The organism is Indibacter alkaliphilus LW1 (genome assembly GCF_000295935.2).
In the GTDB taxonomy this organism is placed as follows: domain Bacteria; phylum Bacteroidota; class Bacteroidia; order Cytophagales; family Cyclobacteriaceae; genus Indibacter; species Indibacter alkaliphilus.
The window spans coordinates 13,987-39,925 of record NZ_ALWO02000026.1; the positions used below are offsets into that span (position 1 = coordinate 13,987).

At 40.8% G+C, this 25,939-nt stretch carries 16 protein-coding genes; 13 read left to right on the forward strand and 3 right to left on the reverse strand.

The genetic code is table 11. The features are described from left to right. Positions 1 to 961: 961 nt before the first annotated feature. From A33Q_RS07175 to rsmG, 8 genes are all read left to right on the forward strand, one after another. Complete coding sequence (locus tag A33Q_RS07175) at positions 962 to 3,946, forward strand: SusC/RagA family TonB-linked outer membrane protein (RefSeq protein ID WP_009036061.1); 2,985 nt, start codon at positions 962 to 964, stop codon at positions 3,944 to 3,946. A 19-nt stretch (positions 3,947 to 3,965) separates the two neighbouring features. Further along, positions 3,966 to 5,468, forward strand: a complete 1,503-nt coding sequence (locus A33Q_RS07180) for a RagB/SusD family nutrient uptake outer membrane protein (RefSeq protein WP_040490193.1) — start codon at positions 3,966 to 3,968, stop codon at positions 5,466 to 5,468. Between the two features lie 107 nt (positions 5,469 to 5,575). Beyond that, a complete protein-coding gene (locus A33Q_RS07185; protein ID WP_040490194.1) occupies positions 5,576 to 8,878 on the forward strand; it encodes a VCBS repeat-containing protein in 3,303 nt (1,100 codons plus the stop codon). Next, positions 8,875 to 9,477, forward strand: a complete 603-nt coding sequence (locus A33Q_RS07190; RefSeq protein ID WP_009036058.1) for a hypothetical protein — start codon at positions 8,875 to 8,877, stop codon at positions 9,475 to 9,477. Before A33Q_RS07185 ends, A33Q_RS07190 begins: the two co-directional genes overlap by 4 nt. Further along, positions 9,467 to 12,793: a VCBS repeat-containing protein gene (locus tag A33Q_RS07195; protein WP_016254853.1), complete on the forward strand. Its 3,327-nt coding sequence runs from the start codon at positions 9,467 to 9,469 to the stop codon at positions 12,791 to 12,793. The genes A33Q_RS07190 and A33Q_RS07195 overlap by 11 nt, the downstream gene beginning before the upstream one ends. A gap of 3 nt (positions 12,794 to 12,796) precedes the next feature. Beyond that, positions 12,797 to 16,087: a VCBS repeat-containing protein gene (locus A33Q_RS07200; protein WP_009036056.1), complete on the forward strand. Its 3,291-nt coding sequence runs from the start codon at positions 12,797 to 12,799 to the stop codon at positions 16,085 to 16,087. 159 nt (positions 16,088 to 16,246) lie between these two features. After that, the gene (locus tag A33Q_RS07205; RefSeq protein ID WP_009036055.1) at positions 16,247 to 17,593 is read left to right on the forward strand and encodes a vanadium-dependent haloperoxidase; all 1,347 of its coding nucleotides are present in this window, start codon (positions 16,247 to 16,249) and stop codon (positions 17,591 to 17,593) included. 310 nt (positions 17,594 to 17,903) lie between these two features. Next, on the forward strand, positions 17,904 to 18,536 hold the full coding sequence (gene rsmG / locus A33Q_RS07210) for a 16S rRNA (guanine(527)-N(7))-methyltransferase RsmG (RefSeq protein WP_009036054.1): 633 nt from the start codon (positions 17,904 to 17,906) through the stop codon (positions 18,534 to 18,536). Positions 18,537 to 18,550: 14 nt separating this feature from the next. On the opposite strand, the gene A33Q_RS07215 is transcribed toward rsmG, so the two are convergent. The 3 genes from A33Q_RS07215 to A33Q_RS07225 form a co-directional block, all read right to left on the reverse strand. Then, complete coding sequence (locus A33Q_RS07215) at positions 18,551 to 20,431, reverse strand: alpha-amylase family protein (RefSeq protein WP_040490198.1); 1,881 nt, start codon at positions 20,429 to 20,431, stop codon at positions 18,551 to 18,553. 101 nt (positions 20,432 to 20,532) lie between these two features. Continuing rightward, the gene (locus tag A33Q_RS07220; RefSeq protein WP_009036052.1) at positions 20,533 to 20,814 is read right to left on the reverse strand and encodes a Pr6Pr family membrane protein; all 282 of its coding nucleotides are present in this window, start codon (positions 20,812 to 20,814) and stop codon (positions 20,533 to 20,535) included. A gap of 75 nt (positions 20,815 to 20,889) precedes the next feature. After that, the gene (locus A33Q_RS07225; RefSeq protein ID WP_040490200.1) at positions 20,890 to 22,191 is read right to left on the reverse strand and encodes a M20/M25/M40 family metallo-hydrolase; all 1,302 of its coding nucleotides are present in this window, start codon (positions 22,189 to 22,191) and stop codon (positions 20,890 to 20,892) included. A 174-nt stretch (positions 22,192 to 22,365) separates the two neighbouring features. Here A33Q_RS07225 and A33Q_RS22150 point away from each other — a divergent pair, with 174 nt between their 5' ends. The 5 genes from A33Q_RS22150 to A33Q_RS07245 all read left to right on the forward strand — a co-directional run bounded on the left by A33Q_RS22150 (position 22,366) and on the right by A33Q_RS07245 (position 25,380). Continuing rightward, a complete protein-coding gene (locus A33Q_RS22150; RefSeq protein ID WP_009036050.1) occupies positions 22,366 to 22,515 on the forward strand; it encodes a hypothetical protein in 150 nt (49 codons plus the stop codon). A gap of 100 nt (positions 22,516 to 22,615) precedes the next feature. Continuing rightward, on the forward strand, positions 22,616 to 23,128 hold the full coding sequence (locus A33Q_RS07230) for a hypothetical protein (RefSeq protein WP_009036049.1): 513 nt from the start codon (positions 22,616 to 22,618) through the stop codon (positions 23,126 to 23,128). 14 nt (positions 23,129 to 23,142) lie between these two features. Further along, the gene (locus A33Q_RS07235; protein ID WP_009036048.1) at positions 23,143 to 23,586 is read left to right on the forward strand and encodes a DUF2147 domain-containing protein; all 444 of its coding nucleotides are present in this window, start codon (positions 23,143 to 23,145) and stop codon (positions 23,584 to 23,586) included. Between the two features lie 11 nt (positions 23,587 to 23,597). Beyond that, the gene (locus A33Q_RS07240) at positions 23,598 to 24,713 is read left to right on the forward strand and encodes a DUF6268 family outer membrane beta-barrel protein (RefSeq protein WP_009036047.1); all 1,116 of its coding nucleotides are present in this window, start codon (positions 23,598 to 23,600) and stop codon (positions 24,711 to 24,713) included. Between the two features lie 148 nt (positions 24,714 to 24,861). After that, a complete protein-coding gene (locus A33Q_RS07245) occupies positions 24,862 to 25,380 on the forward strand; it encodes a lipocalin family protein (RefSeq protein WP_009036046.1) in 519 nt (172 codons plus the stop codon). The last annotated feature ends 559 nt before the right edge of the window (positions 25,381 to 25,939 follow it).

The window sequence follows — 25,939 nt, forward strand, 5'->3', positions numbered from 1 at the left end:
AATAGCTATTTCACGCGGCGATCGCTGCGACTTCGCTGCGCCCGCTGCGTAAAGCCTTTTGTTATTTGATTATCTGTAAATGCCAAATTTTAAAACCTCAGAGTGACGATCCCTCCATATCTGTCAATGGTACGAAGGAGGGGACTCTGCATTACAATCAAACATGGATTTTTCACGACGTTCAAAATGGCAAGGGTAAGTAAATTGACTTATTTCCCCAAACCCACCAGTTCATAAAAATTCTCGGGGCTTATCACTTTAAAATCAGATTCAGGATAAGTTTATTGGAATATTTTCGGAAACTTAGATTTTGTATGGGCTTTGTATTTGAACTCAAAGCAATGAAGCTTTCCGTCTACTTCTTCTATGTAGTCTAGTTCATAAATTTAGCTAAAATCAGGGGTTTAACCTGTTTATATAGGTTGGAGTAAAGTCAAGGACTCGTGAATCGTAATAAAAGACATGAGACATGAGATAGGCCCGTGGCAGGTTGACTGTCGACCTAAATAACCATTAGCTTGATCAGCAATTTCCCTATCATCTCCCAAATTATAAGACCAGAGTTAAAAACTCTTTTATCAGAGGTCCGAAGGCGTAACCTTTTGGTAACTGGATTTTAACCTTTTTTTAAAAATTCTCCAAATCTTTGAAATTCGCCTGTTTTCAAAGATTTTGGTTTTTCTTATCATTATTGAAAAATACATCGTCAATTTTCACATTTTTAATAAAATCGAAAAATTTTAACTATTCGAAAAGTTCAAACGTTTTCGGTTATTATTTAAGCAATAAAAATTGATTTCTGTTGCCGATTAGTAAAAAATACCTTTGTTCTGTTAACACGAGCTCCTGCAAAAGGACTCCAGGGGCTTTGTTAAATATTGCAAAATAAAATTTAAACAATCATTTTAGATTTGAAATTAACTATATAAACCATTTCGTTTTTTTCAAAACAACAAACCCTATGAGAAATTATTTACAAAAATTGAAAGCATTGATGCTGGTAACCGTACTGACTCTGTTCAGTATTGCAGCGGCAAATGCACAAGGCAGGGAGATTTCAGGTACAGTCCTGGATACTTCCTTTGGAGATCCTCTTCCGGGAGTAACAGTCCTGGTAAAAGGAACCACAAGAGGTACCACAACAGATCTAGATGGAAAGTACACTATAAGTGTGCAGCCAGGAGATCAAGTGTTGGTTTTTTCATTCGTTGGATTTACCCCACAGGAAGTAACTATTGGCAACCAATCAACAATCAATATTGAATTGGATGAAGATATTCAAAGCCTTCAAGAGGCTGTGGTTATCGGTTACGGTACACAGGATAAAAAGGAAATTACATCAGCTGTTGCCTCTGTTGGTTCGGAGCAGTTTAACCGCGGTAACTTCCCTAATCCAGCACAATTGCTTCAAGGTAAAGTTGCAGGTCTTTCTGTAACAAGACCAGGAGGTAACCCAAACCAGCAACCTACTATTCGTTTGAGAGGTATTTCTTCTTTTGGTGCTTCGCAGTCTCCTCTAATTGTATTGGATGGAGTGATCGGTGCATCCATAGATGCGGTTGACCCAAATGATATCGAGACTTTTGACGTATTGAAAGATGCTTCTGCGGCAGCGATCTACGGTACAAGAGGTGCTGCTGGTGTGATTTTGATCACTACCAAAAAAGGAGCTACCAAAAAAGGAATATCTTCTGTGACAATCAATACATTTGGTACAGCTGAGGCTCCGACCAATTTGATCCCGGTCCTTTCTCCTGAAGAATTTGTTGCAAGAGGTGGAACCAACTTTGGTGCGCAAACAGATTGGAGAGATCAGGTATTGCAAACTGCCTACAACGGTACAGTAAATGCCTCTATAACCGGTGGTTTTGAAAACACTTCTTACTTGGCTTCTGTCAACTACCGTAATAATGACGGTATTGTCCAAAATACCAATAGAGAAACTTTGAACACAAGATTCAATTTAAGTCATGGAGCGCTCAACAATAGATTAAGATTGAATATGAATCTGGCCTATACCACTACTGATGGGACAAATGTCAATGCAGAAGCAGTGAGATACGCAACCATATACAATCCTACGGCGCCTGTTTTTGAAAACACCGAAGCTGCACAAAGAGATTTTGGAGGTTATTTCCAAAGACCATTGTTTGATTTCTACAACCCTGTTGCCTTAATCAATCAGCAACGTTTTACCAACGAGCAAAGAGCTGCAATTTATTCTTTCAGAGCAGACTTTGACCTCAATGATAAGTGGACGCTTTCTTCACAATTCTCGCAAGATAGGTTTACGGACCTAGCGACTCAGTTTTATTCCAGACAGGATTTTGAAACCGGTTTTGGTAGAAACGGTCAAGCTGGTCAGAATCTGTTTGACAGGACTACTTCCATCTGGAATGGTACCATCCGTTTCGAAGATGAAATTGCAGATAGGTTGAATTTCACTTTCCTTGCAGGTGGTGAAACACAGATTTTCGAAGAAAGAGGAATGAACGCTTCTACAACAAGGTTCTTATTTGATCAAGGGCCAAACAACTTGGGAGCAGGTGGTTTGAGATTAGGTCCTGGTACAGGAATGGATTCATTTGCAACAAGAGCAATTTTGAACTCTTTGTTCGGTAGAGCTAATTTCAACTATGCCAATACTTATTTCCTATCTGCATCAGTAAGAGCAGAAACTTATTCTGGATTTGGTAGAGAAAATCAAACAGGTTTATTCCCTGCTGTAAGTGCAGGTGCCGATCTGACCCAGGTTTTTGACATGGGAATCTTCAGCCAATTCAAAGCAAGAACATCCTTTGGTGTGGTAGGTCAGTTACCTCCATCTCCAACATTGGCCTTGGGTATCTACGGAAATGGTAACAGAATTCCGTTGGACCCCACAGATCCAAACTCTGTATTTGTAGGGATTAATCAGATCGCCAACCCTAACCCTCAGTTGAGATGGGAAACGACCAGAGAATTTACCGTTGGTGTTGACTTTGGATTGATGCAAGGAAAAATCACCGGTCAGGTTGATTACTATCAGAGAACTATCTCAGATTTGATTTTCAATACAGAGGTACCTGTAGGAGCTCCTAATGAATTCCTTCCAGGAAACTTTTATACAGCCACCAATATTTGGGCAAATATAGGTGATCTGACCTCAGGAGGTTTGGAATTCTTGGCAAGTGTCAATGATCTGAAGTTAGGCCCTGTTTCTTGGACACCAACTGTGAACTTCACCATTTACCAAAGAACAAGGATAGAAAATATTGGAATAGGTTCTATTCAGCTTCCTGAAATCCGTCAAGGTATCCCTGGATCTCCAGGACAGAATAACAACCCTATCGTATGGAACAGGGAAGGAGAAAGAATCGGTGATTTCTATGGTCCAAGAATGGAAGGATTGACTGATGGAGGAGAATATATTCTTTCAGGAGAAAATCCGGATCAGTTTGAAAGATTGGGTAACGGTCTTCCGATAGGTGATTTTGGTTTCTCTAACACCTTTATTTATGGGAACTGGGATCTGAATTTCTTAGCTCGAGGTAGTTGGGGACATATGATCTACAATTCATTCAGGGGCTTCTACGAAAATGCAGACGGAGCTTCAAATACTTGGAATTCTGTGGTAACCCGAAACACTCCGACCAATCCTTTGGTTACATCTACACCTACTTTCTCAGATTTGTACTTGGAGAGAGGAGATTTTATCCGATTGGATAACTTGCAGTTAGGGTATAATTTCCCTACTACATCTGCATCAATCAGCAACCTAAGGTTCTATGGTGGTGTGCAGAATCTGATTACCTTCACCCAGTTTACAGGTGTAGACCCTGAAGTTAGGTGGACGGATACAGAAGATGTGTTAAACCCTAATCCATTGGCTCCGGGTATAGAAAGAAGAAATACTTACTTCTTACCAAGAATCTGGACTTTGGGATTGACACTAACATTTAAATAACATAAACTCAAAAATAAATATGTTACGATCAATTAAAACAGTATTAATGGGAGGCCTGGTGGCAGTAACCATGGGGTCTTGTTGGGAATTGGAGCAGGAGGTACTTTCGGGTATCACACAGGAGGAGTTGGAAGCTAACGTTACTCCCGAACTGATCGAAGTACTCAAGCAATCTGCATACGGTGCAGTGGTAGCCAGTGGCCAAGGAGGATTTGGTTCACATGGTGGATATTATTCAGTGCAGGAAGTCACTTCTGACGAACTTTCTATTCCTCAAAAAGGGGCTGACTGGGAAGATGGTGGTATATGGCTTAGAGCGCATAGGCATACTTGGTTGTCTGTGGATGGTCCTCTGAACGGTACTTGGCAATATGGATTCAGAATAGTAGCAGAGTCTAACCTGCTTTTGCAGCAATACCCTGATCTGGATGAGTTAGCAGCTGAACTGAGAGTGCTCAGAGCATTTGGATATTTGTTGTTGATTGACAACTTTGGTAATGTACCCATTATCCGTGAGACTGATAGAGGTGGTAGTCCTGCTCAAAATACTAGACAGGAAGTATTTGAATTTATTGAATCCTCAATCCTGGAAAATGTTGATATGTTGACTAGGGAAAACACACGGACCAATCTCAATTATTGGACTGCGCACATGGTTTTGGCCAAATTGTATTTAAATGCTGAAGTCTATACGGGTACACCTAGGTGGGCAGAAGCAGAAGCTGTCTTAGATGTAATTATCAATGAAGGTCCATATAGTCTTGCCCCTAATTTCTTTGCTAATTTTGCTACGAACAATTCCAATTCACCGGAGAATATGTTCACGGTTCCTTACGATGCTAACAATGCCGAAGGTTTTAATATTCATCAGATGACCTTTCATTATTCCAATCAGCTGACCTTCGAATTGCAGGAACAGCCTTGGAATGGTTATGCAGCTTTGGAAGAGTTTTACAACAGTTTTGAGGATGATGATACCAGAAAAGCGTCTCTAAGAGAGGGACCACAATTTGCATCTGATGGTGTAACACCTTTGGTGGATGATGCCTTTGATGGAGACCCTGATGGACCGGAAATCAACTTCACTCCCAACATCAATGAATTGGCTCCAAATGCCTTCCGTCAGGCAGGTACTAGGGTTGGAAAGTTTGAAATCGCTATGGGTGCTGCACCTAACCTAAACAATGACTTTCCTATCTACAGATATTCAGATGTCTTGTTGATGAAAGCTGAAGCAGCTTGGAGGCAAGGAAATAACAGTGTGGCATTGCAATATGTCAACATGGTTAGAGAAAGGGCCAATGTTTCTTTGTTATCTTCAGTGGATGCCAATGTTCTGTTAGCTGAAAGAGGTAGAGAATTGTTTGCAGAAGGGCACAGAAGATCTGATCTGATCAGATTTGGAAGGTTCAATGATGCTTGGTGGGAAAAAGCAGCGTCACCTGCTTTCAGAAATATTTTCCCTATCCCGGAAAACCAGCTTCAAGCAAATCCTAATTTGTCTCAAAATCCTGGTTACTAATCAGGTTGACAATAAATAATTTTCTAGAAGAAGTGCACATTTGTGCACTTCTTTTTGATTTATAGATAGCTTGGAAATAATTTAGTCAAATCAAACACCCAAAAGACTTGAGATTACCATTCTCCATATTAATTCTCTTTTTAAGCTTCTTGAACTCTTGCACCAAAGATGCGGCGGAAGAGACTAAGCTCTTCGAATTGATGCCCAAAGGTCATACAGGTATCAACTTTAGCAATGAGCTGAATTATACCGAGCAGATCAATCCATATACTTTTAGAAACTTTTACAATGGTGCCGGGGTGGCATTGGGAGACATCAATAATGATGGGCTTATAGATATTTTTTTGGCAGGCAATCAAAATGAAAACAAGCTTTACCTGAACAAAGGGAATTTTGTTTTTGAAGATATTACGGAAAAGGCCGGATTGGCAGTTCCAGGAATCTGGTCCACAGGCGTTTCTATGGCAGATGTCAATGGAGATGGTTTGCTTGACATTTACATTTGTAAGTCAGGTCCTTTGGTAGGAGGAGAGAGACACAATTCGCTTTATATCAATAATGGTGATTTGACTTTTACAGAAATGGCCAAGGAATTTGGCATTGCAGATGAAGGGCTTTCCCAACATGCCGTGTTTTTTGATTTTGATAAAGATGGAGACTTGGACATGTATCTGCTCAATAACTCAGCAAGGTCCATAGGTGCCAATGACCTCAGGACCGGACAAAGGGAGCTGAGAGACCCACTTGGAGGAAACAAGCTCTACAGAAATGATGGTGGTTTTTTTACTGATGTCAGTGAAGAAGCGGGGATCTACGGATCTGCTATAGGTTATGGACTTGGAGTAACAGTTGCCGATATCAACAAAGATGGCTGGCCTGATCTTTATGTTTCCAATGATTTTTTTGAAAAGGACTACCTCTATATCAACAATCAGGACGGTACATTTACAGAAGCCTTGGAAGATATGATGACTGAGATCAGCATGGGTTCCATGGGTGCTGACATTGCCGATCTTGACAATGATGGGTGGCTGGATATTTTTGTCACGGAAATGCTACCGGCCAAACTGGAACGGGTAAAAACCAAAACTCCTTTCGAAGAATGGGATAAGTACCAAGCCAATGTCAAAGCCGGCTATTTCCATCAGTTTACCAGAAATACCCTGCAACGAAATCTTGGCTTTAAGCCAGGGTCTGATCAGGTACATTTTTCCGAAATAGCAAGATATGCAGGAGTGCACGCCACAGATTGGTCGTGGGGGGCTTTGATTTTTGATATGGATAATGATGGCTATAAGGATATTTTTGTGGCCAATGGAATTGTCAAGGACCTGACGGATTTTGATTTTGTGGACTATTATGTGCACAATCAAAGTCAGATTGCACAAAACAGAAAGGATTCCACATTGATAATCAGTATGATAGATGCTTTTCCATCTGTTCCACAAAGAAATTTCTTCTTCAAAAATCATGGAACTTTCCGGTTTTCTGATGTGGCTTCGGAAATTGGTATGGATCAGCTTACATTTTCTACTGGGGCTGCCTATGCGGATTTGGACAATGACGGTGATCTTGATCTAGTCATCAACAACCTGAATGGAGAAGTTTTTATTTTCAAAAACAACAGCAGTGAAAAATTGGGAAATCATTTTTTACAATTGGATCTGGGGAATCATTTTGGAGCGCAGGTTAGCCTCTATGCGGGTGATAAATTCTGGTTTGCAGAGCACAATCCGGTAAGAGGCTACATGTCTTCTGTAGATCCCAGGTTGCACTTTGGACTGGGAAAGGTGGATGCCTTGGACTCAGTCCGCATCCTATGGCCAAATGGGCGTCAGCAAGTTTTGGTAAATCCTTCTCTTGATACCTTGCTGACTTTGAGCCCCGAAGCCAATAGAACTCCATTTGATTACAAAAGAGAGCCTATGGATATTTTAATGGAAGAGGTAAATATTAAATTCCCATGGAGGCATCAGGAAAGTGATTTTATAGATTTTGATAGAGACAGGTTGAGGTTTCACATGATTTCCAATGAAGGGCCAAAACCGGCAGTGGGTGACATCAATGGGGATGGGCTGGATGATGTATTTATGCCAGGAGCAAGAGGCCAAGCTTCAGCTTTAGTTGTTCAGCAGCAGGATGCTTCTTTTGCAGTTTCAATGTTGTTTGAGGAGGATCAATTGGCCGAAGATGTGGAGGCTTTGTTCTTCGATGCAAATAATGACGGCCACCTGGATCTGTATGTGGTCAGTGGCGGTCTGGAATTTGGGAATAAGAACCCGAATTACCAAGACCGACTTTATCTCAACGATGGGAGAGGTTATTTTGAGAAATCATCCTCTGCACTTCCCACAGATCTTACCAGTTCGGCTTTTGTGCGGGCCATTGATTATGATGGGGATGGGTTTTTGGATCTGCTTGTTGGGGAAAGGAATATCCCCTTTGCCTATGGATTGCCAGGAAGTTTGAAAATATTGCGCAATCAAGGAGATGGGACATTTGAAAAAATCGAACTTCCAGAATTTAAGGATTTAGGATTATTGACAGATGCTGCAGTATATGATCTTGACGGAGATGGCCAGGATGAAATCATCATTGTTGGGGAGTGGATGCCTATCAAAGTTTTTAAAAAACAAGAAAAAGGATTTAAGGATATGTCGGTCGAAATGGGCTTTGAACCTTTGGCAGGACTTTGGAAGACTGTCCGCATCATCCAAGAGGAAGAAAATGGTATCAGTTTACTTTTCGGGAATGTAGGAACCAACACCAGGTTAAAAGCCTGTATTGAGGAGCCTCTCCGCATGTACGTAAATGATTTCGATAGAAACGGAAGTGTAGAGCAGATTCTCACCGTATATGAAAATGGGCAGTCTTATCCATTGGTCCTGAAGCAGGCCCTCTTGAAGCAACTTCCTGGTTTGCGGAAGCAGCTTTTGGATTACGATACCTATAAGGATAAAAAAATAGAGGATTTATTTTCGAAGGAAATACTGGAAAGCAGTCTTGTTTTGGAAGTGGAAACTCTGGAATCGGCAGTTTACAGAAAGATAGGAAATGCTACCTTTGTCCGGGAGGAAATGCCTCAAGAACTGCAATATTCCCCTATTTATGCGGCTTTTGGAGGCAGGGCTTCGGCTGGAGCACCCTACCTTTTGCTGGGAGGAAATCAAAGCAGGATAAAACCTGAATTAGGGATTAATATGGGTAGCTTTGGCTGGTATTTGGCTCGAAATAAGGGAGTGGCTTTCAATTTGATACCTGCGGCAAAGTCTGGCTTTTACGTGCCTGGTGAAATCAGGGATATTCAAAAAGTCAAGACCGCAAGAGGCTATCTTCTTATGGTGAGTCGCAACAATGATTCGCCACAGTGGTATAAAATGAGTGATGATAAAGGAGAGAAAATCCCATGAGTAATAAAAGCAGTATGAGTAAAATGTTTTATGGTTTGGCCCTATGGAGCTTGTTTTTCGCATGTCAGCCCAAAACTGAATTTGACAAAGTCAAAGAAAGGGAGCTCAAATCCGGAAAAGTAGTTGAAGAGCTGTTTTTGGATCTGAGCTTTGGAATGGGCAGGAAGGACTTCTTTGGGACATGTTGGGAATGGAACAAAAAGGGAGTGCTGACCAATGGAGCTCACTATTTGATGGTTTTGTACAAGCCTGAAGTACCGTCCGGGAAAGAAGTGAATATGCATTTTTACCCTTCTTTTGAAGACAACAAACTCTACTTTATGCCAATGGAATTCAGTTATCCGGCCTGGTTTCCTGGGAATGAAGAATATACAGTTGAAAAATTGATGGAAGATGTGATGGGCCTGTTGGAAAATTGGTATGGAGAGGGATTCTTTGAAGTCACAAACAAAAATAAAACTGTTAGAGCAATGGTCAGAGTTGATGGAAATAGGCTGATCCGGGTATTTAAAAAAGACATTACTAATGTAAGGGTAGAAATCCTAGACCTCAGGGTCAAAGATTTGTCCGATATGATTCAAAAAGATGATGAAGCTTAAGAACATACATATTTTTCTGGCAGGATTATTAGCGCTTGCTGTATATTCATGTCAGCCTGACAAACAGGAAGAAAAGGATGCTTTGTTTGAAAAAATAGCTTCTTCCTATTCTGGGGTTGATTTCAGAAATGACCTGGAGTTTGATGATAAGTTCAACATCTTCACCTACAGGAATTTTTACAATGGAGGAGGGGTGGCTTTGGGCGATGTCAATAATGACGGTCTCTTGGATATTTACCTTACTTCCAATATGGGAGAGAACAAGCTGTATATCAATGAAGGTGATTTCAAATTCAGGGATGTGACTGCTGAAGCAGGTGTGGCAGGTACGCGGGCATGGAGTACAGGAGTAGCCATGGCGGATGTCAATGGGGATGGTCTCTTGGATATTTATGTATGCAATTCAGGAGATATACAGGGCGATAATAAGCAGAATGAACTTTTCATCAACAACGGAGATGGTACCTTTACCGAAATGGCAGAGCAATATGGTCTGGCGGATCAGGGCTATTCCACCCATGCCGTATTTTTTGATTACGACAATGATGGAGATCTGGATGTTTACCTGCTCAACAACAGCTACCAGGCTATTGGCAGCTTCAATAAAATGCAAAATGAAAGACCCAGAAGAGATCCGGTAGGAGGAGATAAGCTTTTTAGAAATGATGGAGGTACTTTTACGGATGTCTCAGAAGAGGCTGGTATTTATGGCTCTGTGATTGGTTTTGGTTTGGGCATTACCATTGGAGATGTCAACAGGGACGGATGGATGGATATCTTTATTTCAAATGACTTCTTTGAAAGGGATTACCTCTATATCAATAATCAGGACGGAACTTTCACCGAATCCCTCACTGCTTATATGCGCTCTACTTCGGCTGCTTCCATGGGTGCTGACATTGCAGATATCAATAACAATGGTTACCTGGATATTTTTGTAACAGAAATGCTTCCCGAGCCTCCGGAACGGCTCAAGCAGATCACTACTTTCGAGTCCTGGGATAAGTTTCAGTTCAATGTGGAACATGGATACCATTACCAATACACTAGAAATATGTTGCATGTCAATAATGGGGACGGGACATACAGTGATATGGGAAGGATGGCCAATGTGGAAGCGACGGATTGGTCTTGGGCTGCTTTGATGTTTGATATGGACAATGATGGCCTCAAAGATATTTTTGTAGCAAATGGGATTTATCAGGATCTGACAGATTTGGATTACCTGAACTTTATTGATAATGAAGATACCAAAAGGGCAATAATTTCCCAAGAGGGAGTGGACTATAGGAAATTGATAGATCCAATGCCTGTGAATCCGGTTTCCAATTATGTCTATAAGAATAAAGGTGACCTGACTTTTGAAAATGTTATTCATCAATGGGGAATGGGAGAGCCCATACATTCCAACGGTTCTGCCTATGGTGACCTGAATAATGACGGGGCTTTGGATTTGGTAGTCAATAATGTCAACAATGAAGTGTTGATTTACAAAAACAGAAGTTTAGAGTTTTTTCCGGAAAATAATTTTATCAAAATAGCCTTTGAAGGAAAATCCGGTAATACATCTGCCATAGGCACTCAGATAAGGTTGATAGCTGGAGAAAAACTTTTTTATCAAGAGCAAATGCCTAACAGAGGCTTTCAGTCTTCAGTAGATCATAGATTGAATTTCGGTCTTGGTTCGGTGGATTTGATTGATGAAATACAGGTACGTTGGCCTGATGGTAAGATCAATTTACTCAAGGACATCAGCAGCAATCAGACCCTTAAATTGAAATGGGAGGAGGCTGAAGAAGCACCGGAAGGTTTTGACTTTTTCCCAAAATCCTCTGGTCGACTTTTTACTAAAGTAAATGCCGAATCGGTTTTGGATTATACCCATAGGGAAAATCAGGCAGTGGATTTTGATAGGGACCGATTGACCTACCACATGTTATCTACCGAGGGGCCCAAAGCTATCTGGGGAGATGTGAATGGGAATGGCTTGAAGGATGTGTATTTGGGTGGTGCCAAAGGTTTTCCTGGGCAGTTGTTTGTACAGACTTCTGAAGGCAGGTTTAGACCTTCAGCACAGGAGGTTTTCCGGAATGACCGGTTCTCCGAAGACACACATGGTGTATTTTTCGATGCGAATGGAAATGGGCACTTAGATCTTTATGTTACTTCTGGAGGCAATGAATCTGGATTTGGAGCCCAGGATTTGGCAGATAGGCTATATCTCAATGATGGTAAAGGCAATTTTACCAAATCTACTGATAGTGGACTTGAAAATTTCAGGATCAGCAGCAAGGTTGTAAAGGTAATGGATATCGACGGGGATGGTGATTTAGATCTTTTCATCGGGTCGAGGGTGATTCCTTTTCTCTATGGTGTCAATGCCAATAGTTTGATTTTGATCAATGATGGTAAAGGTAAATTTACCGATGGTACCGAAAAATATGCACCGGAACTCAAAGAGATAGGTATGGTGACAGATGCAGCTTGGGTAGATTACAATGGGGACGGAGTTGAGGACTTGATTTTGGTAGGTGAGTGGATGCCTCCTACTTTTTTCAAAAACACCGGAGAAAAGCTGGAAAAAGTAGAAATGCCGGACATGGATGCCTATAAGGGCTGGTATCAAGCCATTGCTGTTGGTGATTTTAATGGGGATGGGTTACCTGATTTTGCACTTGGTAATCATGGATTGAACAGCCGGTTTAAGCCAACACCTAAGAGGCCGATCAGGATGTTTGTAAATGATTTTGACCAAAACGGCTCTGTTGAGCATCTCTTTGTTCAAAAGGAAGGGGGAAGACATGTGCCTTTCACATTAAAACATCAATTGGAAACACAGGTGCCTTCTATCAAGAAAAGATTCCTCAAATACAGTACTTATAACAATAAGTATATGGAGGATATTTTCACCCCGCAGGAATTGAGAAATGCGGTGATGCAGGAGCTTAATTTCAGGGAATCTGCTGTGATGCTGAATAGGGGAGAGGGAAAATTTGAAATCAAAGCATTGCCAAGAATGGCTCAACGCTCCTGGATTTACAGTATTCTGGTTACAGACTTAAATGGAGATGGGGTTGAAGATTTGATCCTGGCAGGAAATCTAAAGTCGGCCAAACCTGAAGTAGGTCAATATGACGCGAGTTATGGCGAAGTTCTACTTGGAAATGGAGACGGAACATTTGATTATGTTCAAAACAAGGAGCATGGCTTGCAGCTTCATGGTGATATCAGAGACTTGCACCTGGTCAAAAATGGTGATCAGAACCTGTTGATGGTGGTCAAGAACAATGATGCTGTTGAATTTTGGTCTTTCTGAGTTATGAGGAAGTTTGGATTAGCTTTTTTTTTGATATTAATAGCTTGTTTTTCCTGTGCCAAGAAATCTCAGGAAAATGCCCTCTTTGAATTGATGGATTCAGGATATTCCGGGATTGACTTTAGAAACGACCTCACTTCCACGGACAACCTCAACATCATAGAATACCTTTATTTCTACAATGGTGGAGGCGTGGCCTTAGGTGATGTGAACAACGATGGGCTTGTTGATATTTACTTTACTTCCAATCAGGGAGAAAATAAGCTTTACCTGAATAAAGGGGATTTCCAGTTTGAAGATATTACAGACAAAGCCGGAGTAGATGGTGGGGGCGGTTGGTCTACAGGAGTGACCATGGCAGATGTCAATGGGGATGGACTTTTGGATATTTATGTCTGTCAGGTAGGTGATTACAAGGGGCTTCAAGGAAGAAACCGCTTATACATCAATAACGGAGACTTGACTTTCAGTGAAAAGGCCGCTGAATATGGGATTGATTTTGTTGGGTTCTCCACACACGCTTTGTTTTTTGATTATGATCAGGATGGGGATTTGGACCTTTACTTACTGAACCATTCGATCAAGAAGCCAGAAGTTTTTTCCCATGCAGATACCAAGTTTACTTCTCAGGATGAGAAAGGGGGCGATAAGCTTTTCAGAAGTAGTATAGCCCAAGGAGAGGAAAAGATGGAAGATGTGACTTTGGAAGCAGGGATACTTTCCAGCAGTTTGGGTTTTGGACTTGGAGTAGGCATTGCCGATGTCAATCAGGATGGATGGCTGGATATTTATGTTTCCAATGACTTCACAGAGGATGATTACCTCTACATCAATCAGGGGGATGGGACATTTTTGGAATCCCTGCAGGAATATATCGCCCATACCAGCCGATACAGCATGGGCAATGACCTGGCAGATATCAATCAGGATGGTTTGCCTGATATTTTTACCACTGACATGCTTCCTGAAGATCCTGAAATCTGGATGAAATCGGTGGGAGAAGACAAGCAGGAAGTATTTGATGTAAAGAAGAGATTGGGATATGGTGATCAATATGTCAGAAACCACCTGCAATTGAATAGAGGGAATGGCAAATTCTCTGATATTGCGCTTTTGACGAATACATTTGCTACTGATTGGAGTTGGTCGCCTTTAATTTTTGATATGGACAATGACGGTATGGTAGATATTCACATCACCAATGGAATTGTCAAGCGACCTAATGATTTGGACTTTATCCAGTATAGTCAGGAGCCTAATCCGGGACTTTCCGAAAAGGAAATCCAACAAAAACAGATCGACATGTTGCCGAGTATGAAATTGCCCAATTACACTTTTCGGCAAAAAACTAACTTGGACTTTGAAAATATCTCTGATTCTTGGGGACTAAGCCAAGCTTCCTATTCCAACGGGTCTGCTTATGCAGACTTGGATAATGACGGGGATTTGGATTTGGTGATCAATAACCTTGACCAAGAAGCATTTCTTTATAGAAACCAAAGTTCTGACCGGTCAGAAAATCAATTTATTCAAATTGAGCTTAGAGGTGAAAAACAAAATGTTTTTGGAATCGGAGCTCAGGTATGGGTTTTTGCCGGGGATCAAATTTGGCAACAAACTTTAAGCACCTCCAGAGGTTTTCAATCAGGCGGTTCTACTGTGTTGACTTTTGGATTGGGAGAAATTGAAAAAATAGATTCAGTCTTGGTAAGCTGGAGTGCGGATAAAACGGAGAATTTTGGTTCTTTTTCCAGCGGAAATAAAGAGATTCTCCAGTTGGGGGGTGGACAGGCTACAATTCTGCCCAAAAAGACCTTTCCCAAACCAGTATTGTCTCAAACAGCTATTTCACTGGATTGGAAGCATGAGGAAAATACCGAATTTGATGAGTTCAGAAGAGAGTATTTGATGCCCAGAAGGTATGGGACAGAAGGTCCGGCAATCGCAGTAGGTGATATGAATGGAGATGGATTGGATGATATATTTTTAGGTGGTGCCAAAGGACAGGCAGCTTCTTTGTTTTTTCAAAAGGCCAATGGGACTTTTGAAAAGCAGCATAACCCATTTTTTGAGCAATTGAAAACGGCGGAAGATGTGGTAGCAGTTTTATCTGACCTAAACGGGGATGGTTACCCTGACTTGTATATTGGCAGTGGAGGCAATGAATACAAGACTGGGGAGATTTTCAATTTTGACCGGGTGTTCCTCAATGACGGTAAAGGGAATTTTGTTTTTTCTATGAATTCTCTGCCCCCGATAGGAGAGAATACTTCCAGTGTAGCTATTCATGATATCAATGATGATGGATTTCCGGATTTGGTTGTGACAGCCTCTGTACAGACGGGGAATTACGGTCTAAGTCCTAAATCCCACTTGTTGCTCAATGATGGGAAGGGGAGATTCAGGGATATGACTACTGAGTATTTTGGAGAAGATTTCAGACCCGGTATGGTCCAAAAAGCATTTTGGGCAGACCTGACAAAAAATGGGGAAAAGGAGTTGGTTTTAGCCGGTGAATGGATGCCCATTAGGGTTTTTGAACAGGGTGAAAATGGAAAATTGATTGAGATTTGGAAAGAAGATCTACAAGCATTTGCAGGTTGGTACACCGCAGCTTCTATTTGGGAAACCAAAGGTCAAAATCTTATTCTTCTTGGGAATTTGGGACTAAATAGTAAATTGAAAGCAAGCCAGGAAAAACCAATTTGGCTTTACCTGCATGACTTTGATGGAAATGGACAAGAGGATCCTTTGATTTTCCATTATATGGAGGGCTATTTGGTGCCCTTTGCCAGCAGGGATGACCTGATCCGTCAAATCCCTGGGATCAAGCGTCAACATACCGATTACAAAAGATATAGTCAGTTGCGTTCCCCAGAGGACCTATTTGATAAGAAGGTCTTGCAGGATGCTAAGAAATTGCCAACTAATCATATGATGTCAGGAAGTATAGGTATTACTCCAAATGGCCTTTCAGCTTTTGAAGCATTCCCATTGGAGGCGCAATTCAGCCCAATTAGAGATTTTGAAAGGTTTACCAATTCAGAAGGGAGAGAGTTTCTTGTGGCAGTAGGGAATTTCTATGGATTTAGAAATGACCTGGGTAAGTCAGCAGCCCAAGCCTTGACCTTGATGGAAAAAACAGAAGATGGCTGGAAGCAAATTCCACTTTCAATCCCAGCATCAGCTTATTGGGGCGAATACAGGGAGATTCAGAAGATAACAGTGAATGATGAAGCCCACCTGATTGCAGTCCGCAACAACAATAGACTGGTGTTTTTTAAAATTCACTAAACAAAGGCTAATGAAAATCATTAAATTGTAAATCTTTGGCCTTGGTCAAAAATGAAATAATTCCTTAGCTTTGATTCTCCAGCACGATCAAATCCCTATACTTTTGACTGGGTAAGAGGGATTTGTTAAATTTGTAGTATATTATCAGTAGAATAAAGCATGAAAAGAGTAACAAAGAATATTTTCCTGGGCGTGATGATGGTGATAGGGATGATAGCCTGTCAGGAAAATGGAGATTATGAGGATGTAATTACTGACGGCAGTTATCAGACAGCTGCTCAAATCAGACTGACCAATGTCATTATCCATGATATATTTTCTCCACCTGTAGCCAGTAGAATATATGCTTACCCATCCATAGCAGCTTATGAGGTGGCAGTCATAGCTGATCCCCAATACAAAAGTATGATGGGGCAGCTCAATGACTTCGAGAAAAAAGAGTTTGAGGCCCCTGAAGACGTTTATTTTCCCTTGGCTTCCTTGGCAGCATATTACAAAGTGGCTACAGCATTGATTTTTTCTGAAGAAAAAATGACAAGTCACAGGGACATGGCATTTGAGGAAATCCGCAAGAAAGGGGTACCTAAAAAAGTATTCCAAAAATCTGTGGCTTTTGGTGAGGAAGTGGCTGATCATGTGATCGCTTATTCCAAAAAAGACAATTACCATGAAAGCCGCTCCTTTGAAAAATATACAGTAAGAAATGACCCGCACACCTGGCAACCAACTCCTCCTGCTTATGGGGAAGGAATAGAGCCTCATTGGAATAAAATCAGACCATTTGTATTGGACTCAGCAGCACAGTTCAAATCCGTACCCCCCACGGAGTTTTCAAGTGACCCCTCTTCACTTTTTTACCAGGAGGCTGCAGAGGTTTTTCATGTTATCAATGACCTTACAGAAGAACAAAAGGATATTGCTTTTTTCTGGGATTGCAACCCCTATAAAGTAAATGTCAAAGGCCATGTGATGTTCGCAGAAAAGAAAATCACACCCGGTGGACACTGGATGGGAATAGCAGCTATTGCAGCCAAAACAGCTGGAAGAGACTGGAAAGGTACAGCAGAGGCTTTGGCTATCACAGGAGTAGCCTTGTTTGATGGTTTCATTGCCTGCTGGGATGAGAAGTACCGCTCAATCCTAATTCGACCTGAAACTTACATCAACAAATACATAGATGAAGATTGGCTGCCACTTTTGCAGACACCTCCTTTTCCGGAATACACTTCAGGCCATAGCGTGATTTCCAATGCAGCTGCAGAGACACTTACAAAGGTGTTTGGAGAACCATTCCACTTTGTGGATTCCACAGAAGTGGCTTATGGATTGCCGATCAGGGAATTTGAATCCTTTAGGCATGCGGCTGATGAAGCTGCGATCAGTAGGCTTTATGGAGGGATTCATTATATGCCAGCCATTGTTCATGGCTCCACCAAAGGCCAAAAAGTAGGGCATCATTTGCTGGGAAGAGTAAGTACAAAAACAGAGAATCTGGCTGAGAATTAAAGTTTAGATAAAATTATCATTAAGATTCCCAGACCTGTCAGATTTTAAAAACTTGACAGGTCTTTAAGTTTTTAGGCTTATTGATAAAAAAATGAAATAAATCTTACGTTTAATTTTTTCGCTATATTTATTGAATAAATCAAAAAACCTATGTTATCTAGCTCTGTTTTTCTATGGCAACTTTTCAATTTCCTACTGATGATAGGTTTGGTTTATCTCGTTTTTAGGGTTGTCCGTGTGTTTTTGAAAAGAAGTTGATTTATTTATCTGATCGAAAAGCTTAATTTTGACGGGTAAATAACAAAAACCAATGGAATTACTTTTAAAATACTTTCCCGACATTACGGAAGATCAGATTGAGAAATTCAGGAAACTTGAAGCACTGTATTCGGACTGGAATGAAAAGATCAATGTGATCAGCAGAAAAGATGTGGAGCATTTTTATGAAAGGCACGTATTGCATTCATTAGGGATCGCCAAAGTGATACAGTTTGAACCAGGTACGAAAATTCTGGATATAGGAACAGGAGGAGGTTTTCCGGGGATTCCCTTGGCTATACTTTTCCCCGAATGCCATTTCCATTTGGTGGATTCTATAGGCAAGAAAATCACAGTGGTAAAAGATATTGCCCGGCAACTTAAGCTGAGCAACGTAGAAGCACAGCAGGCTAGGGCAGAAACATTGGTCAGGAGGTATGATTTTGTAATCAGCAGAGCTGTAACCCGCTTTACTAACTTTATGCCTTGGGTAAAGAATAAGTTCAGAAAAGAAGACATCAATGAGATGCAGAACGGTATGCTCTTTTTGAAAGGAGGCGATGTGGATGAAGAAATGGAAGAAAGGAATGTTAGCTACATCACTTACCACCTGGAGGATTACTTCAAGGAAGAGTTTTTTGAAACCAAAAAGGTGGTCTATGTTCCATGGGAAGGAAAGCGTTGAATTGGTATTTTCATCTACTTCAATTCCAATATCCAACTTTCTAAGGGTTTTAAGTCAACCCTTACTCTGGCTGTTCTATTTTCTACTATGAGAGAAGGGTTTACATTTCCATATAGACGTTCCTCCAGTGGATATTCTCCATCCTGCAAAGCCCATTTGGTTAATAAATCTTTGGGGAGCTGAAGTTCAAATCCAAAGCTTTCTGCCGCATCAAAATTGCTGACAATAATGAACTTTTGTTCTTTGCTGTACCTAACAAATGAGAAAATCCGGTCATTGTACCATTCGGTATACTCCCTATTGTAAGAATGTATTTCATCATACTCACCGGCAAGTGCGGGACTGTACAAGGTCAGGTTCAGAAGTCTACGGTAGAAATCCCTCAGTCCCTTTTCTTCTGAAGAAAGGAGCCCGCCATCAAACTTGCCATTATTCATCCATTTCTGATGCTGTGGTACTCCGATATAATCAAAAATTGATGTTCGGCTTGGCTTGCCAAATCCAGCATCCTCTGCACCCGGTTCTCCCACTTCCTGTCCAAAATAAACCATCATAGGACCAGCATCGATGGTGGCAGACACAACTGCTGCTGGTTTTCCTTTTTGAGCATTTCCTGCAAATTCAGGACTGGCAATACGCTGCTCATCATGATTTTCCAAAAAGTGGAGCATGTGTTTGTTGATGTCTGAAAGTCCGCTTTGGATGGCATTCAGATTATCTGTGGAGCCCTTAGCTTGTATGATGTTTTTTAAAGTATCATACAGCTCTACTTTGTCGTAGAGGTAGTCCATTTTACCCTGATGAATATACGCTCTGTATGCATTGGGATTATAGATTTCAGCCAGCAAAAAGGATTCAGGGTTTTCACTTTTGATTGCGGAATTCATATAAGACCAAAACTCTACAGGAACCATTTCTGCCATATCAAACCTGAATCCATCTACCCCTTTTTTTGTCCAAAAAAGTGCAATATCCCTGAATTTTTTCCATGAATCAGGAACATCCTTGTCCTTCCAAAATTCAAAATGGGCCTTGTAATCTTTCTCTGCATACTCCGCAGGTAATTGCGGGAAATCTAAACTGCCATCAGGTTTTACTCCATAATTTACTTTCACGGTTTCATACCAATCATGGAAATGAGGTTGGGCTTCTCTGGATCCGTTGCCAGTCCATTTGGCAGGAGATTCATCAAATGAACCGTCAGCTAAAGAATGATCCTCACCTCCAAGAGGTTGGTAGTCCTCCAAAGGTTCAGGGACTTGAAAATCTTTCCCGGGGATATAGTAAAAATTGTTGTCCCGCTTATACTCTTCAGAGCTGTCATCATCAGCACCAAAATCCTTCACTCCATCGGGATTGTTTTTGCCTTCGTACTTTCTGGCTACGTGATTGGGGACAATATCTATGATCACCTTCATCCCATGCCTATGGGTCCGCGCAATCAATGCCTCGAATTCCTCAATTCTCTTAGCAGGATCATCTGCAAGATCGGGATTGACTTGGTAATAGTCTTTTACAGCATAAGGTGAGCCGGCTCTTCCTTTGACCACATCCGGGTCATCATTACTGATTCCATAGGCTGTGTAATCCCTAATGACGGCATGATGAGGTATGCCCGTGTACCAAATGTGACTGATTCCCAGTTTTTTGATTTCCTCCAAGGCTTGATCCGAAAAATCCGAAAATTTACCGACTCCATTTTCTTCAATGGTTCCCCAAGGTTTGTTAGTGGAATTGGTATTGCCAAAAAGTCTGGTAAAAACCTGATAAACGACTACTTTATGTTGCTCTTGCATGGCTAATTCTTCAAGGTTTTGTTCAGTTTCTCTTTGGCAGGCCATCGCTGTAACAGCAGCCAATACCAAGATGGCAAAAATTTGTATCCAATTTCTCATAAAGCTAAAGTACATCTTTCAGCTTGTTCTTGAGCAGATTTATCGGGTAAAAATCATTCAAAATTTATGCAAACGTTTGACATTTTAGATAAGTTACTCACTCAAGCTATTTGATAGACTAACCCTACTACCAAAATATACAGGGTGATGGCTGTGAGTGTTCCTGGTTTGTTCCAAAAACTTTGTGGGTTGGTATTGCCGGCTTTGGCCTGAACGGTAAAATAAACTGCAACCAGTGCATTGGTCAGAATTGTGAAAAAGCTAAAAAACCTGATGGTCGTTTCCAAAATTCCAACCACCCGATTTTCCAACATAAGATAATACTGAAGTACCACAGCAATCCAGACAAGAATACATAATATAGCCGAAAGCTTATTTTTCATTTTTTTAATTCCGTATTGAATTGCGCGTAGGTAAAAGTTTCATGTTTAAAATAGGTGCAGTTTTGATTTTTTCATCTACACCCCTTCGTTCAAAAGCCTATACACAAAAACAGTACTTCTTTTAATCAAATCTGGATACTCTTTCATATTGATGGTTTCAGAAGGTGAGTGGGCACCTGTTCCGGAGGCTCCTATTCCATCAATGCAATCCAGGTATTCGCCTACATAGGAAATATCGCCACCACCTCTGGAGCCAGGGTCTCCGGGCTCTACTTTGCCAAACCCCATCATTTCGCTGACTTCGCTGAGCTTTTCCACCAAACGGTAATTGCCATCTGTAGGTATCATTGAAGGTATGCCATCTTGAAATTTTATTTCCGCAATGGTTTGATTTAGATTTCTTGAAACGATTTCTCTCATCTTTTCCCGAGCAGCTTCTTTTTGCTCCTCTCCCAAAAACCTTAAATCACCTGTAACCAATGCCTCACGTGCTACAATGTTCGTTTTGCCCAATGTTTCCCCCTCTCCGGTAATGACGTCATATTGTATATCTGATCCTCCGATTATCTGCCCAGGATTAAAAGTCAAGTATTGCTCTCCTTCAAGTTCTTCTCTAAAACTGTTGAGGATTCTGGCCGCCTCATAAATAGCGCCGTATCCTGCATTTGGTTTAAATACTCCCGAGGAATGAACTTGTTTTCCGCTGGTTTTCAAGGTCCAAGTAGAAGCTCCTCTTCTGGCTACAGTGGCTATATTAAAACCCTGTGCAGTTTCATAACCCAGAGCGTAATCATGATTTTTGGCTCTTTCTATAAAATCTGCCCTACTTACATAAGAGGGATGTCCTGCATTTTCTTCATCTCCATTAAAATATACGGTAATGGTTCTATCCTCAAGCAATCCCAATTCATGAAGGGCTTTTAACGTGGCAAATATCATGACATTGCCACCTTTCATATCGTTCACACCCTGTCCTTTTGCAGTGTTTTCATCCACCATGGTAAATGGATAGAAGGGCATGTCTTTTTCAAATACTGTGTCTAAGTGTCCGATAAAAAACAGTTTTTTACCTTTAGTGCCTTGTCTGCTTGCCACAAAGTGACCTGCTCTTCTCAAAGAATCAGGCAAAGTAATCCATTCTGTTTGAAAACCGATTTTAGCAAATTCTCTTTCAAATACCTTTCCGACTTCTCTTACGCCTTCCATGTTGAAAGTTCCTGAATTGATATTGACTGTTTCCTCAAGTAAGGCAACTGTCTCCGCATAATTCTTGTCAATCAGTGAAATCAACTCTTTTTCAGTATCACTAAGGCTTTGTCCATAAGAAATTAAACAGATAAAAATCAGGATGAAATTGGCGCAAATTATTTTTCGCATCATTATTGTGTTATTATTGGTGTAAAATGTATCAACAAAAGGCAATTCCTGCATTTTTCTGGAATATGGCGAAACATGCCAGCCTATTCAAAGTTAAAATTAATTGGTAATATATGGCAATACTAAGCCAGTATTGCCCCAAAATCTTAGCTTGAAAGATTAAAACTTATACTTATGCAAAACTCAAAGAAATATCAGACATTATTTTCCCTGTGGGAATTTTTTAAATCATGGCTCGAGGGAGGCTATTCAGACCAATCCCAATTACCGGAAGCTATTCCGATCCCTGTGGCAAATCCTGCCAATAATGGGGAAAACAGCTAAGCCTTTGTTTTTTGCTGAAATACTAAGCTTTTACAAATTGATTTAATCTTTCCGGATTTTTCCGGTTAGTGCCAATACATATGGATCAAAACTTATACTTATGCAAAAATTATTGACATCAATCACTTTATGCCTGACGCTGGGCTTCATCGCTTCCTGTGGAGGCAACCTAAAAACCCTTGAAGTGGAATCGCCCGAATTGGATATGACGGCAGAGGGACCTCTTTTTGAGGGAGCCAATACTGCCACTGCGACTTGGGAGTTCAACCTTTCTGATATATTGGGAGAGGAGGGTACTCAAGTATCCAAAGCCAAAGTAAAGGCTATAGAAGTCACATTTGTCGAGTTAGAAGATTCGCCAAGCCTCGAAAAAATGGTGTTTGAAGTAACTTCCCAAAACACTTCAATGACACGTGTTGGACTTTATGAAAGCGGTTTAGCTCCTGGAAATAAGGTAGAGCTTTCTGTGGCAGGAAAGCAGGAAAACCTAGCCTCTGCTTTTAAGGATGAAAAAATGACTTTTGTAGGTGATTTTGACTTGTTGGAAGAAGAATACTGGGACAATCTCAGCTTTAAAGTGAAAGTGAAATTTGAAATATCAGTGAAACAATAAACCTAAATAGAATTATGAAAAAGATAATCACTTCCATCGCATTTATGTTTGTGTGTGCCTTTGCCTTTGCCCAAGAGGCGGACGACTTGGTAGGGGTGTGGGAACCTGGACATGGTAAAGCCAGGGTTAAAATTGACAACATTGATGGTAAATACTATGGGAGAATTGTTTGGCTCAAAGAGCCCAATGATCCTGAAACAGGTAAGCCAAAAGTAGATGCCAACAATCCTGATGAGAGTATGAGGAATGTGCCTCTGAGAGGATATAGAATGCTCAAGGATTTCGAATACAAAGGTAAAGGCGTATGGGAAGAAGGGACTATCTATGACCCAGAATCAGGAAATACCTATAGTAGTGTAATTACCATGAAGGATGAAAATACCTTGGATATCAGAGGATATGTAGGTGTGAAAACATTCGGTAGATCAGATACCTGGAGAAGATTGAAAATCAAATAATCCAGGTCTGCATGAAAAAAAACTATCTTATCCTGCTGATGGCCATTTTGTTATCAGTAGGATCTTTTCCTTTGTTAGCTCAGGAAGAGGAGGAAGAAGAAGACTGGTCTATGTATGATGAATTGGAATTGGTGGATGAATCCAATGTTAAGCGATTTGCCAAGCCTACAATAGTTGGCTTAAGCCCGACACGCTTTTTGAGTGTATCTTATGATCAGCAGCTGGGATACGACATGAATTTGTCTACCGCTAGATTTCCAGCAAGCGGTAGTTCCGGCTGGGGAGTTGATGAAACTGCCCCTATTTCAGAAACAGGAAGGGTCAATTTTACTGGTGGCATGCGCTTCAATTCTAATATTCCTATTATCTCCAAAAGTAATTTGGTTTGGCAAAGTGGGTTGAACTATATGCGGGTAGGTTACAATATCGGAAGTATTGAAGCAGAGCAAGGGGCTTCGGGATTGACTCAGATTTTGGATGAGCGTGGCTTGAACAACCTGAATTGGACGAACACCTTTTTTGTACCGATTTCAGAAGAAAACTTCTTTATTTTCCAGGGAGCTCTGGACCTCAGCGGGGATTATGGCTGGGACCTTCAACCTTTCAACACGGTCAGATGGAGTCTTGCTGCAGTTTATGCTAAACGTGTAAGCGAAAGAAAAAGATGGGGGCTGGGTCTTGCAAGAACTTACAGGGTAGGTAATTTGAATTATGTACCTGTAGTGATGTATGATGTGACCAGTGCAGATAGGAAATGGGGTACAGAAATTCTATTTCCTGCGAGAGCTCATGGCAGGTACAACTTCAGCAAAAATGCGCTCTTGCTTTTTGGATATGAGCTGGAAGGACAGAGTTATAGGATCAATGAATTTTCAGTAGGGAATAACAGCTATGAAATCAGACGGGGAGAGTTGAGGCCAAGAATTGAATTGCAAAAGCAACTTTCAGGTCCTTTTTGGATGCATTTTCAGGCCGGTTATAGAATCGATTGGACTTTCAATGCAGATGAATTGGAAGGTAGCCGGGAATTCTTTAGAGGCTTTTTTGGTACCCAGGAGTATGGCATGATCAATAATTTGAGCAATACAGTATATTTCAATATAGGGCTGAGTTTTGTGACCTTGTAATAGATTGCTTGTCAGTGAATATGCCTTTTTGATTTGGTCTTTTTCACCTATATAGGCCGCTTCAAAAAGGTATATTTATTTTTTAAGAAATTATTTTATTTTTTGAGGTTTCTCTGGTTATTTGCTGGAAATATTCAACAGCTAAACTATGAAACTTAAAATCAGTTTTTTGCAAGTATTGGCCATGAGCTTATTACTTGTTGTTTTCTCCTGTGGAGAAAAAGATGAGCCAAGATTGTCGCCGATAGTCGGTACTTGGGCATACAGCAGTTACAACTTGGATATAGCCATCAATGGGCAGCCAATTGTACAGTTTTTACAGGCAATTGGGGCAAGTGCGCAAGAGGCTCAGGAAGCAGCCAATGAGATCAAAGATGAATTCTTTTCTGATGAAGACTTTGAAGGAACTGAGCTGATATTTGATGCGAATGGAAACTACGAAATCAGGCAAAATGGAACTTTGGATGAAAGTGGTACTTATGAACTTTTGGAAAATGATACCAAGCTACGTCTTACATCCTCAGAAGATGTGACTGATTTTACGGTCAGACAGCTGACCAATAACCGCCTTGGTATTTCTTTTACCGAAGAAGAAAGTGATGATTTCTTTGGTATTGGGCTTCCAGTTTTGGTGAAAGTAGAACTGGAATTGAATTTTGTGAAATAGTTGATGGAAAGTTGACAGATGCATTTTTGATTAGGATTGCAGTGCCTCCTAATGCCTTTTCTTTTACTACACAGAAGAGGGCAAAGGAATGAAGGTGTAATGTTGAATTACACCTTTTTTCTTTTAGGAATTTGGCTAGATACAGGGTCTGTCTTTCAGGTTGGATGTTTAAACAATTAGGTTTAGTTTTAGATAATTTAGAAATATCCGCAATGAGTTGCGCTATTTACGCTATAAGGAACAAAAGGCGAAATAGTTGCGGGAAGAGAACTGTTGTGCCTCATGTAAAAAAAGGAAAGTCAAAACCTGTATTAAGTACTGAATTTGCGCAAATTAAGCAAATACAACTCCAACTCCTTGTTTATTTGACACTTTTCAACGACATTTGCACAAAAACACAGCAATGCTAATCAGATTTAATGTAAGGAATTTCAGATCAATACGTGATAACGTTGAGCTTTCATTGACAAAGACAAGTCTGCGTGGTTTAAAGTCCAATATATTCCAGAGCGGAAATAATAACAGATCGGAAGAGCGTCGTGTAGGGAAAGAGTGTAGA